The 16437-nt window shown below is 63.5% G+C and carries 15 protein-coding genes; 11 read left to right on the top strand and 4 right to left on the bottom strand.

Features of this window, described 5'->3' with window-relative positions; genetic code table 11:
* Nucleotides 1-112 precede the first annotated feature (112 nt).
* The 8 genes from ACIPUB_RS12005 to ACIPUB_RS11970 all read left to right on the top strand — a co-directional run bounded on the left by ACIPUB_RS12005 (nucleotide 113) and on the right by ACIPUB_RS11970 (nucleotide 8811).
* Entirely contained in the window at nucleotides 113-730 is a 618-nt protein-coding gene (locus ACIPUB_RS12005; RefSeq protein WP_407607575.1) for a hypothetical protein, read from the top strand.
* Nucleotides 731-834: 104 nt separating this feature from the next.
* Nucleotides 835-1962: a sensor histidine kinase gene (locus ACIPUB_RS12000; protein WP_407607574.1), complete on the top strand. Its 1128-nt coding sequence runs from the start codon at nucleotides 835-837 to the stop codon at nucleotides 1960-1962.
* 37 nt (nucleotides 1963-1999) lie between these two features.
* On the top strand, nucleotides 2000-2701 hold the full coding sequence (locus tag ACIPUB_RS11995) for a response regulator (protein WP_407607573.1): 702 nt from the start codon (nucleotides 2000-2002) through the stop codon (nucleotides 2699-2701).
* Between the two features lie 158 nt (nucleotides 2702-2859).
* Nucleotides 2860-3132, top strand: a complete 273-nt coding sequence (locus tag ACIPUB_RS11990) for an SHOCT domain-containing protein (protein ID WP_407607572.1) — start codon at nucleotides 2860-2862, stop codon at nucleotides 3130-3132.
* A 352-nt stretch (nucleotides 3133-3484) separates the two neighbouring features.
* Nucleotides 3485-4591, top strand: a complete 1107-nt coding sequence (locus ACIPUB_RS11985; protein WP_407607571.1) for a fatty acid desaturase family protein — start codon at nucleotides 3485-3487, stop codon at nucleotides 4589-4591.
* Nucleotides 4592-5052: 461 nt separating this feature from the next.
* Nucleotides 5053-6093, top strand: coding sequence for an iron ABC transporter substrate-binding protein (locus ACIPUB_RS11980; RefSeq protein ID WP_407607570.1), 1041 nt, complete (start codon nucleotides 5053-5055; stop codon nucleotides 6091-6093).
* Nucleotides 6094-6142: 49 nt separating this feature from the next.
* The gene (locus tag ACIPUB_RS11975; RefSeq protein WP_407607581.1) at nucleotides 6143-7690 is read left to right on the top strand and encodes an ABC transporter permease; all 1548 of its coding nucleotides are present in this window, start codon (nucleotides 6143-6145) and stop codon (nucleotides 7688-7690) included.
* Entirely contained in the window at nucleotides 7687-8811 is a 1125-nt protein-coding gene (locus tag ACIPUB_RS11970) for an ABC transporter ATP-binding protein (protein WP_407607569.1), read from the top strand. Before ACIPUB_RS11975 ends, ACIPUB_RS11970 begins: the two co-directional genes overlap by 4 nt.
* A gap of 108 nt (nucleotides 8812-8919) precedes the next feature.
* On the opposite strand, the gene ACIPUB_RS11965 is transcribed toward ACIPUB_RS11970, so the two are convergent.
* Nucleotides 8920-10320, bottom strand: coding sequence for an MFS transporter (locus ACIPUB_RS11965; protein ID WP_407607568.1), 1401 nt, complete (start codon nucleotides 10318-10320; stop codon nucleotides 8920-8922).
* A 169-nt stretch (nucleotides 10321-10489) separates the two neighbouring features.
* Between ACIPUB_RS11965 and ACIPUB_RS11960 the strand changes: the two genes are divergently transcribed.
* Nucleotides 10490-11407: a LysR family transcriptional regulator gene (locus ACIPUB_RS11960; protein ID WP_407607567.1), complete on the top strand. Its 918-nt coding sequence runs from the start codon at nucleotides 10490-10492 to the stop codon at nucleotides 11405-11407.
* 11 nt (nucleotides 11408-11418) lie between these two features.
* Here ACIPUB_RS11960 and ACIPUB_RS11955 read toward each other — a convergent pair whose 3' ends face one another.
* From ACIPUB_RS11955 to ACIPUB_RS11945, 3 genes are all read right to left on the bottom strand, one after another.
* A complete protein-coding gene (locus tag ACIPUB_RS11955) occupies nucleotides 11419-12666 on the bottom strand; it encodes an NAD(P)/FAD-dependent oxidoreductase (protein WP_407607566.1) in 1248 nt (415 codons plus the stop codon).
* Nucleotides 12667-12671: 5 nt separating this feature from the next.
* Complete coding sequence (locus tag ACIPUB_RS11950; RefSeq protein ID WP_407607565.1) at nucleotides 12672-12995, bottom strand: 2Fe-2S iron-sulfur cluster-binding protein; 324 nt, start codon at nucleotides 12993-12995, stop codon at nucleotides 12672-12674.
* A gap of 67 nt (nucleotides 12996-13062) precedes the next feature.
* A complete protein-coding gene (locus tag ACIPUB_RS11945; protein WP_407607564.1) occupies nucleotides 13063-14358 on the bottom strand; it encodes a cytochrome P450 in 1296 nt (431 codons plus the stop codon).
* Nucleotides 14359-14494: 136 nt separating this feature from the next.
* Between ACIPUB_RS11945 and ACIPUB_RS11940 the strand changes: the two genes are divergently transcribed.
* Nucleotides 14495-15370 (top strand): LysR family transcriptional regulator, encoded by an 876-nt coding sequence (locus ACIPUB_RS11940; RefSeq protein ID WP_407607563.1) that lies wholly within the window; start codon nucleotides 14495-14497, stop codon nucleotides 15368-15370.
* Between the two features lie 354 nt (nucleotides 15371-15724).
* Entirely contained in the window at nucleotides 15725-16081 is a 357-nt protein-coding gene (locus tag ACIPUB_RS11935) for a VOC family protein (protein ID WP_407607562.1), read from the top strand.
* The last annotated feature ends 356 nt before the right edge of the window (nucleotides 16082-16437 follow it).

Genomic DNA, 16437 nt, shown 5'->3' with positions numbered 1-16437 from the left:
CGAATCCGCGGAGCGCGCGGCCGGTATCTAACCGGATCGCCACCAAGCAACGACGGTCCGGGCGTTGTCATTTGCCAGGCAATCGTTGGCTTGCCTGCATACGATGGTCGCCATGACCACTGACACCTCATCCGCTTCGCGGCCCACCATCTCGGTGCGTATCCGGTGGGTCATCGGTCTGACGGTGTTCGCGATGGCCTGCTTCGCGGTGATGGGTTGGCTGTTCGATCGGCCATTCCATGATGGGGCAGGCAACCGGCTGGTCTTATACGCGGGCTGGCATGACGGAGAGTTCGCAGTTCTTGCATGTCTGCTCGGCGGCTTGGCGTTGGGAACCGCGTTGGTTCTATTGATCGCACCGCCGGTTTCACGAATCCGGAGCAATGCCTTGTTCGTTCTCGTGCAGCTCGTGCTTTTGGCGGCCGGTACCGTGCTGCTTCTGTTTTGGATTTTGGTGCTCTTCTTTGCCATGCTCGGCGCCGGAATGGGCGCGATGGATTCGGTCACCGCCCTGAATGGACAGCGGGTACTCCTGGACCGCAGCATTGTCGACCAAGACATTGTGTCAGTCTGGGTTCCGGACTCGCCCAACATGTATGTGGAGGCACCCAACAGCGGCTTCCCGACGGAAACGAATATTGAGACGAAGGACTGCTCCCTGAATGCGGACGTCCGGCCTTGGATCCTGACCTGCCAGGGGTTTGACGTGATCCTGGCGGGCACTCACTAGGACAACCCCGCGGGTTAGGCGGCGGTTCGTACTCCCGGCGGCGTATGCGTGCCTACGGCCACGGCCGGATGATTGCGGGGAGTGCGAACGAGTAGTCTCGTCTCATGATCAACCGACACCGTCCTCCACTGGGCATCCTGCCGGTGGCCGTGGCGGTCGTGCAATTGATCGGAACCCACTTCGCCGCACGGCGGTTTGACGAGTCCCTGCCGTGGGGCGCGGTCCTGCTCCTGCTGACGGGACCGGCCCTGCTGCTGTTGCGCCGCCGAGCGCCCGGACCCATGGTTGCCGGCATCGGGCTGGTGACCGTGGGCTACGTCGCGGCAGGCTTCCCCTGGGGCCCGTTCCCTCTGTCGTTTGCCATTGGGTTGGTCCTTGCCGTCCTCGCCGGGGCCCGCTGGTGGGCATGGGGGAGTGCCGCGGCCGCCGGAATCGTGTTCCTGCTGCTAGCCCTGCAGCACGGAGAGAGCACACGGGTCTTCTTCGTGCTCGTGTGGTTGATCGTCGTCCTGTTGGCAGGGGAGCTGGGGCGCAGTGCCAAGGCCCGGCGCGACGAGTTCCGTCGGGCAGCCAACGAGCGGGCCAGGCACCAGCGCGACGAGGAACGCCTGGTGCTGGCACGGGACATCCACGACGTTGTGGCGCATTCGCTGTCCATGATCAACGTGCAGGCTTCCGTGGCCCTGCACCTGGCCAAGAAGGACGGCGACACCTCCGGGATGCTCGCGGCACTGGAAAACATCAAGACCGGATCCAAGGACGCGCTCTCCGAGGTCCGCGACGTCCTTGCCGTCCTGCGACAAGACGCGCCGCGGGTTCCCAGCCAACGGCTGGAGCAACTCGACGAACTCATCGCGAGGGTCCGCGGAGCGAACCTGTCCATCACCTTTACCCCGCCGGTGCTGCCGCCACCGGAATGGATCGATGAGCGCGTGGAGAACATTCTCTACCGGGTGGTGCAGGAATCCCTGACCAACATCGTGCGGCACGCGAAGGCCAGCCGCGTGACCGTGGCCGTCGAACTTGATGACGCGCATGCCGCGGTCGCCGTGACGGACGACGGGATCGGCATGGGCACCGGGGACGAGGGCAACGGGATTGGCGGGATGCGCGAACGCCTGGGCGCCCACGGCGGAACACTCACGATCACCACCGGGGAAGCCGGCGGAGCGGACAGGGCCGGAACCCGTATCAACGCCTGGCTGCCGGCGCCCGGGAAGCCCCATGCCTGAAACCCCGACAGCTCACGATCCGACAACAGGGAGCCACATGATCGGCATTCTCATCGTTGATGACCAATCGCTGATCAGGGCGGGATTTTCCGCGCTCCTGGGGGCCGAGGACGACATGCAGGTGCTCGGCCAGGCTTCCAACGGCGTGCAGGCACTTGCGCAGGCGCGCGTCCTGAAACCCAACATCGTATTGATGGACATCCGCATGCCCCAGGGCGATGGCATCACTGCCGCTGCGGCCATCGCCTCGGATCCGTCTCTGGCACACACCCGGATCATCATGCTCACGACGTTCGAACTAGAAGACTACATCCTCGATTCCATTCGGGCCGGCGCCTCCGGGTTCCTGGTCAAGGACACCGAACCCGAGGAGCTCATCGCGGCCGTGCGCATCGTCGCGGCGGGGGACTCGCTGCTCTCGCCCTCGGTGACCCGAAAGCTGCTGGCACAAGTTGCCGCCACCAAGCCCGTGCCGGCGTCGCGGCAACCTGCGGCGTTCGACGTGCTGACCGAACGCGAACGCGAGGTCCTGATGCTCATCGGCACCGGCAAGAGCAACGCCGAAATCGCCGAGGAGCTTTTCATCACCCCGCTGACCGCCAAGACCCATGTCTCACGCATCATCGGGAAAATGGGAGTGCGCGACCGGACCGGGCTCGTGGTCATCGCCTATGAAAGCGGACTCATCACTCCCGGTGCGCAGCCCGCTCCGCAGACGTCCCGACGGAATCCCGACTAATCCCGGCACCGCCCGCGCCTGCACCGACCGGAGTACGCACTGGACCCCTAGGTGTCTCCACGTGGCCGATGCGGCGAAGGACTCCCAAGGATGAAAGTGGATACATGAGGCATAGAGCCTCGAAATCCCGCTATTCACTCTTTGAGGAGCAACCCATTATGACGACCGCGATTCTTCCCGCACTTGCATCCATGCCGGCCCACGCCTGGGGACCGGGACATGGCCCCGGATGGTTCTTCCTATTCCCGCTCTTCTGGATCCTGCTCATTGGATTCTTTATCTTCTTCAGCCGCCGCATGTATTGGCGCCACCGTGTCCAGGGCGACCCCATGAGCGCCGAAGGCGTGCTGCGCGAGCGCTATGCACGTGGTGAAATCGATGAAACCGAGTACCGGCAGCGGCTCGAGGTGCTGCGGGCCAACCGGAAATAGGCCCGGCAACAACTCTGACCGAGCCCAACCGCGGGTCCAAGGACCTCCGGTTCGGCTCGGTCGGATTCTGTTTTTGGGGGCATGACACAGCCCACATATGCCCTGTCGGCTATATATGGGGAATTGGTCGAGCCGGCGGAAAGCCCCGGAACGACGGGGCGAGGGGCGGATTGTCGCATGATCGTGCGGAGTCCATGCCCGAAAATGAATTCAGCTAATTGGTGTCAATGCGCAACGATCAGGCATTTCACATGCATAGCACGTAAGCTCTTGTAGATAGGAACCGAGATTTTCAGTTCTTGCGACTGAAACCGCCGCCCTAACCGTTTACCGGGAGTGACCCTTGAGTAGTATGAGTTCCACTTTGACCCCCTCGGCCCCGGAACAACGTGTATCGCGTGGTTCGGCCGGAGCCAACAATTACCGCCACCTCAAAATCCGCGTTCGTGACGCCGGCCTGTTGGGCCGCCGCAAGGGCCACTACCTTGGGCTCATCAGCGTCCTTGTGGCCATGCTTGGCGGAGCCGTCACCGGTTTTGTTCTGCTAGGGGACAGTTGGTACCAGCTGCTCATTGCCGCTGCCATTGGTGTCATCCTGACCCAGTTCGCATTTCTTGCCCATGAGGCCTCGCACCGCCAGATCCTTACCTCGGGCCCGGCCAATGACAAGATCGGCCGCTTTCTGGCCAACTTCGTGGTTGGCATCAGCTACCAGTGGTGGATGAACAAGCACAACAAACACCATGCCATGCCCAACACGGTTGGCAAGGACCCGGATATCGAGTGGGACACCATTTCGTTCCAGACCGAGGACGCCCAAAAGCAGAAGGGGTTCCTGAAATGGATCACCGAGCGCCAGGGTTACCTGTTCTTCCCGCTGCTGACCCTTGAGGGTTTCAACCTGCACATGCGTTCCATGATCTATTTGTTCACGAGCGAGCGGGTCAAGGACCGCAGGCGCGAGATCATTTCGATCATCATTCGGTTGACCCTTTATGTGGCAGCCATTTACATCTTCCTGCCGGTGGGCATCGCCTCGGCCTTCATTGGCGTTCAGCTCGCGGTATTCGGCGTGTACATGGGCGCCTCGTTCGCCCCGAACCACAAGGGCATGCCGCTGATTCCCAAGGAGTCGCGCATCGACTTCTTCTCACGCCAGGTATTGACCAGCCGCAACGTCATGGCCCGCTCGACCTTTGGCAACCGCGTACTCTCACACGTCTTCGGCGGTTTGAACTACCAGGTCGAACACCACCTGTTCCCGTCGATGCCCCGTGCCAACCTCGCAGGCGTTGCCGCCATCGTGCGCGAATACTGCCACGAGCTCAAGGTCCCGTACACGGTCACCTCGGTGACCCAGTCCTATGCCCAGGTCATCACGTACCTGAACAAGGTCGGACTCTCGGCGCGCGACCCGTTTGACTGCCCGATGGTCGGCGAGTTCCGCCCCTACAAGTAGACAGATCCTGATTTCGTTGACCGGTCGCTCGGCTTGACCGCGAAAACTGAACATTTCACATTGCCCTCGGCGCCGTTTGATCGGCCCCGGGGGCACTGTGCTTTAAGGCGTCAAGCCGGCAGGCGCGTATTTGTGTCAATTGTGACGCCGAGGAACATGCGACTGTGCTACCCGACGTGAAGGTCGTGCGGTGCGGTGGAGCGATTCGCACCGGCCTTCCATCGTTGCGAAAAGCGCTCGTTCAGTAGGATGAATTCGAGTAGGGAATTGCTCGTCGAATTCAGCACGATGAATGGGATTGTTGAACACTTGCATTTCGTGGGACGGGGCAATCGGGCCGGGCAGTGCATTGCGCTCCGTTTTGTTTGGTGAATTAGGTAAGTCATACCTAAGCTATGTGGGCAGGCCCACCGAAGAATCTTCCGGGCCCAAGACCTCGCTCCCAGAGAAAGCGCCGTGCCATGACGATTCGAAAAAATGTGCTGACTGGCCTCGCCGTCATCGCGACCGCGGCCCTCGGGCTGACCGCATGCTCCGCCAACGCCCCGGCCCCTGCTCCGGGTGCCGCGGACGCGGGCGAAATCACGGTCTACAACGCACAGCACGAAAGCCTGGCCCAGGAATGGGTTGACGCCTTCACGGCCGAGACCGGCATCAAGGTCACCGTACGCAACGGCTCGGACACCGAAATGTCCAACCAGATCATCCAGGAGGGCCAGGCTTCCCCTGCGGATGTCTTCTTGACCGAAAATTCTCCCGCAATGGCGCAGGTTGAGAATGCCGGTCTATTCGCCGACATCGACCAGGCCACCCTTGACCAAGTACCTGCCGAATTCCGTCCTTCCACCAACAAATGGACCGGCATCGCGGCCCGCTCTACAGTGTTCGTCTACGATCCGAAGAAGATCAGCGCCGACCAGCTGCCCAAGTCCATGCTGGATCTGGCCAAGCCTGAGTGGAAGGGCAAGTGGGCTGCTTCCCCGACCGGAGCCGACTTCCACGCCATTGTTGCCGCCTTGCTGGAACTTGAGGGCGAAGCAGCAACGACCGAGTGGCTCGCCGGCATGAAGGAAAACTTCACGGCGTACAAGGGCAACTCCACTGCCATGAAGGCAGTGAATGCCGGCGAAGTCGATGCCGCGCTGATCTACCACTACTACTTCTTTGGCGATCAGGCCAAGACCGGTGAAAACTCGAACAACGTCAGTTCGCATTACTTCAAGAACCAGGATCCGGGAGCATTCGTCTCGGTCTCAGGTGGCGGAGTCCTCGCTTCCTCCAAGAATGCGGCCCAGGCACAGGAATTCCTGAAGTTCGTAACCGGCAAGGCCGGCCAGGAGATCTTGAAGACCGGAACGTCATTTGAATACGCAGTTGGTTCCGAAGTTGCCTCCAACGAGAAGCTGGTTCCCCTCGAGGAGCTGCAGGCTCCGACGGTTGACCCGGCCAAGTTGAACTCGGCCAAGGTCGCTGAATTGATGAACAAGGCAGGACTGCTGTAGCACCATGAGCAAGATCCAGTTGGTTCCCGGCACCAAGCCGGGACCGAGGATGGCGGGCGGGGGCAAAGCCCCCCGCCCGCCATTGGGCGTTTCGACGCTCGCACTATTGGCAACTTTCATCGCCCTGTTTTCCCTGGTCCCGCTGGGCTACGTCGGCTACATGACGGTTGCCACCGGCTGGGACACGGTCATGGAACTCGTCATCCGTCCGCGCGTGGGCGAGCTGCTGCTCAACACCATTTTGCTCGTCGTTTTCACGGTTCCACTGTGCCTGGTGCTCGGAGTGGGCGGCGCGTGGCTGGTCGAACGCACAACCATGCGTGGGCACCGCTGGTGGGCGCTGGCCCTAGCCGCCCCGCTGGCCATTCCGGCGTTCGTCAACAGCTATGCGTGGGCCTCCACAGTGCCCTCGATCGCTGGTCTGGGGGCCGGAACCCTGATTGCCACGTTGTCCTATTTCCCGCTGGTGTACATTCCTGTCGCGGCGACCCTAGGGCGCTTGGACCCGGCCATTGAACAATCCGCCGCTTCCCTTGGCCTGGGACCCTGGTCAGTGTTCTTCCGGGTGGTGCTGCCTCAGTTGCGCATCGCCATGGCCGGCGGAGCCCTTCTGGTGGCACTTCATTTGCTTTCCGAATACGGCGCCTTCGCCATGATCCGGTTCGACACCTTCACCACGGCCATCATGGTGCAGTTCCAGTCGGCCTTCAGCGGCGCTGCGGGAAACATGCTGGCCAGCGTCCTGGTGCTGCTGTGCATGTTGCTTTTGCTCGCGGAGTCCAAGGCGCGCGGCAATGCGCGGTACTCGCGCGTCGGCTTCGGTGCGCAGGGGCTTGCGTTCCGCCTGCGTCTGGGGGGCCATGAAGTTGCCTCCCAACTGGCCTTGCTGGCGCTTATTGTCCTGTCGGTGGGCGTGCCCCTGTATTCCGTGCTTCGATGGCTCATTGCCGGGGGTTCGGAGATTTGGTCGCCCGATGAGTTTATCCCGGCACTCCTCCAGACCTTGGGTTACGGCTTGGGGGGCGCCTTGGTGACCGTCGTGGTCGCCTTCCCCATGGCGTTCCTGGCCGTGCGCCATGCCAACTGGTTCAGCAAGCTGTTGGAACTGTCCAACTACGTCACCAGTTCCATGCCCGGGATCGTGGTGGGCCTGGCGTTTGTCACCGTGTCCATTCGCCTGGCCCCCGGGATCTACCAAAGCGCATATGTGCTGCTCGCCGCGTACGTGCTCTTGTTCCTGCCGCGCGCGCTGGTGAACCTTCGGGCCGGACTTTCCCAGGCACCGCGCGAGCTCGAGGAGGCGGCCCGCTCCCTGGGCCGTTCCCCGGCACTGGCCTTCTTCCGGGTCACCCTCCGGCTGACCGCCCCGGCCGCGGCGGGGGGAGCAGCACTGGTCTTTCTGGCCATCGTCAACGAGCTGACCGCCACCTTGCTTTTGGCACCCAACGGCACCCGCACCCTGGCCACGGCATTTTGGGCCAAGAGCAGCGAGATCGACTATGCGGGGGCCGCACCCTATGCGATGTTGATGATCCTTATTTCCGTACCCATGACCTACCTGCTGTTCCAACAGTCAAAGAAAGCAGCCGGACAATGACCACGTCAGCACCCCAGGCGCCCACGATGCACGGGCTCATACCAGCCGTTAGGTTCCTGCACATCAGCAAACTGGTCAAGGGCTTTGCTTCCAAGCAGGTCCTCCAGGGCGTGGACCTTGCCGTGGCAGAGGGCGGGACCACCGCGATTGTCGGTCCCTCGGGATCGGGGAAGACCACCTTGCTGCGCCTGATTGCAGGCTTCGAGAATCCGGACAGCGGCACCATCGAACTGAACAACCGCATGGTAGCGGGGGACGCCTGGGTGCCGGCCCACAAGCGCGAAATCGGTTACGTGGCACAGGACGGAGCGCTCTTCCCGCACCTGAGCGTTGCCCAGAACATTGCCTTCGGGCTGGACCGTTCCTGGAACCTCGCCGGCCGCAGTGCCAATGCCCGACATGTGGCCGAACTGCTTGACATGGTTTCGCTGGAATCTTCCATCGGGCAGCGCCGCCCGCACGAGATTTCCGGTGGCCAGCAGCAACGCGTGGCCCTGGCCCGCGCCCTGGCGCGCAAGCCGAAGCTGATGTTGCTTGACGAGCCGTTCTCGGCCCTGGACGCGGGGCTGCGCGTGGCCACGCGCAAGGCCGTGGCCGACGTCCTGCATGCCGCGGAAATCACCACGATCCTGGTGACCCACGACCAGGCCGAGGCGCTGTCGTTCGCCGACCAGGTGGCGGTCATGCGCGCGGGGACCCTGGCCCAGACCGGCACCCCGTTCTCCGTCTACAGCCGCCCGACTGACCAAGACACCGCCGAATTCCTGGGCGATGCCGTCATGCTCGATGCCCTGCTCCAGGGTTCGCTGGCCACCTGTTCGCTCGGCGGCATCCCCGTGCGCCACGCAACCGTCCAGGGCCGGGTGCGCCTGATGCTGCGCCCGGAGCAAATCCGCATCGCCGCGGACGGGCCCATCAGGGGAGTCGTTGTCGATACCGTGTTCTTTGGTCCGGAGACCACTGTCCGGATCAGGCTTTCGCCGGTGCCCGGGGTTTCAAACGGCGGGGAGGTCATCACCATCCGCCACTGGAACGCCTCGATGGCCCGCCCCGGCATGGAACTGAACCTGAGGGTCGTTGGCGAAGGTGTCGCGTTTCCGGCCGGCTCCGCAACCCGTTAACCAATGAATGGTCGGTGTCCGCCCCCCTGAAGGGGGACGGACACCGACCATTCATGTGCTGCCGTGGAACCTGCCCTCAGGCAAGCCGACCACTGGCGCATCGGTCCGCTACTTGACCGGGACGGCCTGCGACTCGAGTGCCGGGCGGCGCTTGTCGAAGATCGTGGCACCGATTTCCTGCTCGGCCTGGTTGTTGATCGAGAGGTCGATCCCCTTGCGGTCGCGCAGCAGGGACACCGCCGTGAGCGAAACCAGCGTCATGACCAGGAGATAGGCAGACACCGCCGTGGTGGTGCCCGTTGCCTGGACCAGTGCCGTGGCGATCATCGGGGCGAACGCGCCGCCGATGATGGCACCCAGGGCGTAGGAAATGGAGACGCCGGAGAACCGGACGGACGCAGGGAACAGTTCCGAGTAGAGGGCCGCCTGCGGGCCGTAGGCCAGGCCCAGGCCGACCGCGAAGAGCGCGAAGGCCAGGTACAGCATGGGCAACGAGGCGGAGTTGATGAGCCAGAACAGCGGGAAGACGCATAGGGCCTGGGACGTGAAGCCGATCTGGTAGGTCCGCTTGCGCCCGATCGTGTCGGCCAGGTAGCCCGAGAGCAGCGTGAAGATGAACCACATCGCCGCGGCAAAGGAGACGGCCACCAGTACATCGGTCCGCTCGAAGCCGATCGGCCCGTCGGGGTTGGTGGTGTAGGCCTGCAGGAAGCCACCGGTGGTCATGTATCCGGCGGCGTTGTTGCCGGCGAACACCAGGGCGGCCAGGATGACCAGCAGCCAGTGCTTGCGGAACAGCTCGACGACCGGGACCTTGGTCTGCTGCTTCTTCGCGGCGATTTCCTCGAAGATCGGGGATTCATCGACCGCACGGCGCACCACGTAGCCGACGATGATCAGCACGATGCTCAGCAGGAACGGCACACGCCAGCCCCAGGCCAGGAACTGCTCGCCGGGGGAGATGACGCCGGTCATCAGCGCCATGACGCCGGAGGCCAGGAGCATGCCCAGCGGGACACCGAGCTGCGGGAAGGCCCCGGCGCGGCCGCGGCGGTCCTTGGGAGCGTGTTCCACGGCCATGAGCACCGCGCCTCCCCATTCGCCGCCGGCAGAGATGCCCTGCAGGATGCGCAAGAGCAACAGCATGATCGGGGCCATGACCCCGGCCGTGGCGTAGGTCGGCAGCACGCCGATCAGGGTGGTTGCCGCGCCCATGAGGATCAGGGTGATCACCAGCATGGCGCGGCGGCCGATCTTGTCTCCGTAGTGGCCGGCAAGGAAGGCGCCCAGCGGGCGGAAGAGGAAGGAGATGCCCACCGAGGCGAAGGAAAGCAACAGGCCGATCTGTGCTCCGGCCGGCTTGAAGAACAGCTCGGCGAAGATCAGGCCTGCGGCGGTGGCGTAGACAAAGAAGTCATACCACTCGATGGTGGTTCCGATGATCGTGGCAAACGCGACCCGGCGCTGGTTGGCGCGCTGGGCCGGTGTCTGGCTATGGGCAATGCTCATGGTGCTCCTCTTTGAGCGGACTGCTCGGACTGGATCGACTCGGTCATTGGTGCCCCAGGACTGCCTGTGGCAGTCCGGTTTTGTATGCCAGGTCACGAACCAGTGTTGCAGGCCACATAGATTGAGTAAACTTCAATTAGTTGTACAACATTATTGATTGGACTGAAGAATGGCCCGCTTCTCCCTGCGCCAGCTTGAACTGCTGGCCGAACTTCCGCGGCATTCGACCCTGGGGTCGGCCGCGACCGAATTGAACATCTCGGAATCGGCGCTTTCCCAGGCCATCACCGCTGTCGAGAGGATCGCCGGGGAACAACTCTGCGTCCGGCGCAAGTCCCACGGGGTGCGCATGACCCCGGCCGGTCAGTACTTTGCGGCCAGGGCCGCGCGCATCGTTGCAGATACAGAGGAACTGGCCGAATCCTTTCCCCGCTCCGATGGAGCCCTGCGCGGTCCGGTGTCCATCGGGTGCTTCGCGTCCTTTGCCAGCCACGTGGTGCCTTCGATGCTCGAAGGCTTTCGCGCCCTGCACCCGGGCATCGATGTGACGGTGCGCGTCGGCACCCACGACGACCTCCTCCCGGCACTGGAGAACGGAGAGCTGGATCTGGCCCTGGTCTATGACCTGTTGCTGCCCACCGGATTCGCCAAGCGCGTGATCTATGAGACGCGGCTCGAAGTGGTGCTGCACCCGCAGCACCCGCTGGCCGCCAAGAAATCGATCACGCTGACGGAGCTGGAGGACGAACCGCTGATCAACTACGAATCCAGTCCAAGCACCGAAAACACCCGCAGGCTCTTTGCCGAGGCGGGGCTCCATCCCAACGTCGCCTATTCACTGCCGCAGGTGGTGCTGGTCAATGCCATGGTGGGGCGCGGCCTGGGCTACGGGCTGCTGTATGCCCGGCCCAATAATCCGCCGCACACGCTGGACGGTTTGCCGGTGGCCATCAGGGACCTCGAGCCGCCCAATAGCCCCAGTGCGGTCGTGGCCATCTGGCCACGCAACTCCACGCCCGGACCCCGGGCCGCGGCCCTGCTGGAACATTGCATTGCCGCGATGGACGGGGCCTGGGGCCGGGTCTGAGGCACGGCGGCTCATGCCGGTATCGGGATGCCGGCCTTGGCCAGGGCCTTGAGGCTGAATCCCGGATCGGCAAGGGCCTCGGCGTCCAGCGTGATGCCGCGGCCCACGAGCCTGCGAGCGGCAATGTGGTCGGCAGGGCTGTTGACCGATTCCACTGCCGCCAGCACACCATCGCGCAGCAGCGCAATGGAAAACTTGCCGCCGGACGGGTCCCCTAGTACCACCGGCTCGTCTCGGGGATCCGAGATGCCGGCGATCTGCAGGCGGATGCTGCCCTGGGTGCTCCAGAACCACGGGACCTCCGCGTAGTCGGCTTGTTGTCCCATGATGCTGCGGGCGGCATGACGGCCGTGGTCGGTGGCGTTCTGCACCGATTCGAGCCGGGTGCGGGTACCTGTGTGCGCATTGGGGAACGAAGCGCAGTCCCCGACGGCCAACACGCCGGCCACCTCGGTGCGCAAGTTGGAATCCACCAAGATCCCGTTGTCGGTGGCCAGGCCTGCCGCTTCGGCAAGTTCGGTACGCGGCACCACGCCCACCCCGTAGAGCACGAGGTCCGCGGGGTATCCGGCGCCCGTTGTCGACTGGACGCGCAACCCGGTTCCGTCCCGGTGGATGGCGGCCACGCCCTCGCCCAGGCGCAGGTCGATGCCATCGGCGCGGTGCCGGGCGGCGAACCACTCCGAGGCCGTTGCAGAGAGCGCCCGGCCCATGGGGCGCGGGGCAAATTCGAGCACCGTGACTTCAAGCCCGCGCGCCCGGGCGGCGGCGGCGAACTCCAGGCCGATGAACCCCGCCCCGATCACCACGACGCGCCGTGCAGTGGACAGCGCCGCCTCCAGGTTCTCCGCATCCAGAAGCGTCCGCAGGGCATGGACCCCCTCAAGCGTCGCGCCCGGGCACGGCAAGGGCCGGTTGGCGGCGCCGGTGGCAAAGACCAAATGCGTATAGCCAAGTGTGGTGCCGTCAGCCAAGGAAATGTTCCGCGCCTCGGCGTCCACCGCTGTGGCGGCGGAGGCGTGCAGCGTGATGTCCTTGGCCGTGAAGAAATCCGGCCCGCGCAACGGCAGGGGAGCGGCGGGTGAATCGACATTCAGATAGTCCTTGGACAGCGGAGGGCGCTGGTAGGGAAGGACGGGCTCGTCGTTGAGGATGGTGATTGCCCCGGTGTAGCCCTCGGTGCGCAGGGAATCGGCGACCTGGATGCCTGCCTGCCCGGCCCCGATGACGACAGTGTGTTCGGTGTTGTTGTCTTCCATGGCGGTTACACCTGGTCCGAGGGAACGTCGACGACGATGGTGGCCAGTGAACCGGACATCGTGACCTGGCAGCCCAGGCGCGAGGCATCGGTGCGCTCGGCGGTGGTGCAGTCGAGCATTTCGTCCTCGTCGTCGCTGACGGAGGGCAGCTCGGCGGCGAATTCGGGGCGGACGTAGACATGGCAGGTGGCGCACATGGCCTGGCCGCCGCATTCCCCGACGATGCCTTCGATGCCGTTGGTGACGGCGGCGCGCATGAGCGAGGTGCCTTCCTCGACGGTGACTTCGGTGGACTCGCCGGTGGCCTGGGCGAAGGTGATCGTGGGCATGGGGGATGGTTCCTTTGGGTGGTCGAGAAATGTGGGGACGGTGGAGTGTGGGGGGAGGCCGGCGGGCCTAGCCCCAGGTGACCGGCATCTTGGTCATGCCGCGGAAGACCCAGCCGGAGTCGATGCTGGGAGCGGTGGGGTCCAGACGCAGGTCGGGGATGCGCTCCAGCAGTGCAGGCATGGCGATCTGGGCGACCTGGGCCCGGGCGATCCAGGTCCCGGCACAGAAGTGCACGCCTCCGCCAAAGCCGAGGTGCGGCTTCTTGGGGCGGAAGATGTTGAAGGATTCGGGATCCTCAAAGACCTCCGGGTCGCGGTTGGCGGCTCCAAGAACCACGCCGAGCCGGGAGCCCTTGGGCAGGTGCACGCCTTCGAGCACGACATCCTGGGTGGTTTCGCGGGGGTACATGCCAATCGGGGCGACCCAGCGCACGGATTCCTCGAAGGCCACCGCATGCAGCTTGGCGTCGTTCTTCACGGCTTCCAGTTGCTCGGGGTGGTTCAGCAGGGCCCAGATGGTGGTGGCCAGGACGTCGCGTGGTTCGTTCAGTCCTCCGCCGATGGTCATTTTCAGGTTGGCGCGGATGGCCTCGAGCGGGATGGGCATGGACGCCAGCCCGGAGAGCAGCGAGTGGTCGGGATTCTTGGCCAGGTAGGGGAGCATCTCGTCAATGGCGGCATCGACCTCTGCCGAGGATGCGGCGCTCTTGTCCCAGACGTCCGGGTCGTCGGCGTAGTTTCCGGTTCCGTCGATCATGGTCTGGCTCCAGCGCTGCATGTCTTGTTGCGATGCGTTGTGGAATCCGCAGATCAACCGCAGGTTCTCCGCGGCGTAGGGAGCCGCGTAGTCCCAGACGAAGTCCGCGCCCGGGCCCTTGACGACCAGCTCGCTCAGGTACTTCTCATGGTTGGCGGTGAAGACCTCATTCCAGTGCTTCTTGATGGTGCCGGGACGCAGCGTGGCACCGTAGGAGTCCCGGTCCACCTGGTGCTCCGGGTTGTCCTTGCGCAGCATGGAGTGGCCCATGGCGCGCTTCATCAACGAGTTGTTCTCGTTGGCGGAGAAGCGGGCCTCGTCTTGTTCGATTTCATGGCACGCGGCGTAGGACGTCACCATGTAGCGGTTGACCGCGGGGACCCAGTGGACGGGTGACTCCGAGCGCATGCGCTGGTAGATCGGAAACGGGTCGGCGTGCAGATCCGGGATGGTGACCCAATCCGCCACGGGTGCTTCAGCTCCGGTCATGGTTGCTGCAGGCGATGCGCCCGCCGCGGTTCCCCCTGCAGATTCCTCGACGGCCGATGAGGTACTGGTTGCGCCACTGAAGGGACAAGTGGCGGTCGGGGTGTTCGATGCACTCATGGCGGTGGACTCCTGTATGAAAGGTCGGCTGGTTTCCTCCAGTGTGAGCCACTGCATAACATCGGGTAAAGTACGAGTTCTAACGGTATATCCACGTTTTTAGCGAGGTGTTGTGGCCCGGTACACATTGAGACAGTTGGAATGCTTCGTCGCCGTGGGGGAGCAGGGGTCCATTGCCGGGGCCGCGGCGGCATTGATGCTCTCACCCTCGGCGATCACCGGAGCACTGAACGAGCTGGAACGCGCATTCAATGCGCAGCTGACGATCAGGCGGAAAGCCCACGGCGTCAGCCTGACCCCGTCGGGCCAGTATGTTCTGTCCCAGGCCCGGGGGCTGCTGCATGCCGCCACGGATCTGCAGGTCATGGCAGCCGACGCGGGCAACACCCTGCGGGGCAAGGTTGTCATCGGATGCTATTCGTCGTTGGCTCCCACGCTGTTGACCGAGCTCATGGCGGAGTATGGAAACCGGCACCCGGAGGTGGAGCTGGACTTTTTCGCGGGAACCCAGCAGGAAATCCACGAGAGACTGCTTTCGGGCGAGCTGGACCTGGCCATTGCCTACGATCTCACTGTTCCCCCGGGGCTGACCCGCAAACGGTTGAGAGAGGCCGTGCCCGTTGTCGTGCTGCCGGCGGACCACCCGCTCGCGGCACTGGATACGGTAGCGCTCGCCGAACTTGTCGACGAGCCCATGATCTTGCTTGACGTGAACCCGAGTCGCGAGAACACCGAGATGATGTTTTCCGCAGCCGGGCTGACACCTTGGATCCGCTTCCGCACCACCGACTTCGAGGTGACCCGTTCGATGGTCGCCCGTGGCATGGGATATTCGATCCTGGTCCAGCGTCCGGCCGTAGACGTTTCCTACGAGGGGCGACCGTTGGTGGTGCGCCAGATCCATCCGGCCGTGCGCCACGTACCGATATCCATGGTTTGGAGCGAAGGGGTTCGGCTGTCCAGGAGCGCCGAGGCGATGCTCGAACTTTCACTCGAGTTGCACCGACGGTAGCTACTCACAGAGAACCTCGCCAACCGAGCCCGCAGCGCACCAGAGCGAGGAAAACCGATTGCCGGGGAGGACCTGAAACCGATACAGCAGCAAGAGTGAACGGGGAAACGATCCATGATTGCCTGGGTATGAACTCCAAGGCCAGCCGCTGGTCAAATCAAACGCGCGAGTCCTTCTCGGCATGGAACACCTCCCACGGACGGGATGGGCGCACGACGCGAGGTCACGAGGATTGCAAGGCGTCCGAGATCGTTTATTTTCGGCAGACCTGACTCTGGTCGAGAATGAACCCGCGGCGCATACTTGATGAGCAGGAAGACCCACACACACCAGACCTTGGAAAGGCGTGCGGACATGGTTGGCTCATGGCAAGCATTGGTAATTGACTGCGAAAACCCCGACAGCTTGGCCAGTTTCTATGAGGAACTGCTGGGGATGATCCGAGTCGAAAACGACGACGACTGGGTGGGTATCGGTGATGCACCGGATCGCCCGGCCATAGCCTTCCAGCGTGTGGATCCATACGTCGCACCGGAGTGGCCCGGTCACCTTCATCCGCAGCAGGCCCACATTGACGTCAGGGTCAAGGACCTTGACCTGGCCGAAACCGAAGTCCTGTCCATGGGCGCAACGTCCATGGGAGCTGGCTCGAAGACTTACCGTGTCTACCTTGATCCGCAGAAGCATCCGTTTTGCTTGGTCAGCTGGTGATTGCCTACGTTTTGGACAGGCTTTGCCCGGTATCGGCGTAGTCCCTCACCGGTGTTCGGGTAAACGGGTTGAGAGGTCTTTGGCTGGACGGGGCTACATCCAAATTTCCACTAGCTTCACGCGGGAATACCTTGCCAAGCGCAGGTCCAAGTCGGCGAGGATGCCATCTAGAATCAACTCGATGGCCTCGAGATTTTCTCCCGGCCCAATGCGAGTGGTTGGCATTTGGTCTGATAGTTCTTCGCGATCCAAACAGGTAGCGCCGCGGAACGTGCTGGCCGCTGCGGCTGCGAATACTCTGCTCTTTTTCGTCAACTTGTGAACTTTCTTGGTCCGCCGGACCCGTTGCTCCGTCG

This window comes from Paeniglutamicibacter sp. ORCA_105, from assembly GCF_045798545.1.
Taxonomy (GTDB): Bacteria; Actinomycetota; Actinomycetes; order Actinomycetales; family Micrococcaceae; genus Paeniglutamicibacter; species Paeniglutamicibacter sulfureus.
Note: the sequence above shows the minus strand (reverse complement) of the source record. Positions and strands in the feature narration are given on the sequence as shown.

Excerpts from the sequence above, each read along its gene's own strand:
- ACIPUB_RS12005 (WP_407607575.1), top strand. The coding sequence starts at position 113 with ATGACCACTGACACCTCATCCGCTTCGCGGCCCACCATCTCGGTGCGT.
- ACIPUB_RS12000 (WP_407607574.1), top strand. The coding sequence starts at position 835 with ATGATCAACCGACACCGTCCTCCACTGGGCATCCTGCCGGTGGCCGTG.
- ACIPUB_RS11995 (WP_407607573.1), top strand. The coding sequence starts at position 2,000 with ATGATCGGCATTCTCATCGTTGATGACCAATCGCTGATCAGGGCGGGA.
- ACIPUB_RS11990 (WP_407607572.1), top strand. The coding sequence starts at position 2,860 with ATGACGACCGCGATTCTTCCCGCACTTGCATCCATGCCGGCCCACGCC.
- ACIPUB_RS11985 (WP_407607571.1), top strand. The coding sequence starts at position 3,485 with ATGAGTTCCACTTTGACCCCCTCGGCCCCGGAACAACGTGTATCGCGT.
- ACIPUB_RS11980 (WP_407607570.1), top strand. The coding sequence starts at position 5,053 with ATGACGATTCGAAAAAATGTGCTGACTGGCCTCGCCGTCATCGCGACC.
- ACIPUB_RS11975 (WP_407607581.1), top strand. The coding sequence starts at position 6,143 with ATGGCGGGCGGGGGCAAAGCCCCCCGCCCGCCATTGGGCGTTTCGACG.
- ACIPUB_RS11970 (WP_407607569.1), top strand. The coding sequence starts at position 7,687 with ATGACCACGTCAGCACCCCAGGCGCCCACGATGCACGGGCTCATACCA.
- ACIPUB_RS11965 (WP_407607568.1), bottom strand. The coding sequence starts at position 10,320 with ATGAGCATTGCCCATAGCCAGACACCGGCCCAGCGCGCCAACCAGCGC.
- ACIPUB_RS11960 (WP_407607567.1), top strand. The coding sequence starts at position 10,490 with ATGGCCCGCTTCTCCCTGCGCCAGCTTGAACTGCTGGCCGAACTTCCG.
- ACIPUB_RS11955 (WP_407607566.1), bottom strand. The coding sequence starts at position 12,666 with ATGGAAGACAACAACACCGAACACACTGTCGTCATCGGGGCCGGGCAG.
- ACIPUB_RS11950 (WP_407607565.1), bottom strand. The coding sequence starts at position 12,995 with ATGCCCACGATCACCTTCGCCCAGGCCACCGGCGAGTCCACCGAAGTC.
- ACIPUB_RS11945 (WP_407607564.1), bottom strand. The coding sequence starts at position 14,358 with ATGAGTGCATCGAACACCCCGACCGCCACTTGTCCCTTCAGTGGCGCA.
- ACIPUB_RS11935 (WP_407607562.1), top strand. The coding sequence starts at position 15,725 with ATGGTTGGCTCATGGCAAGCATTGGTAATTGACTGCGAAAACCCCGAC.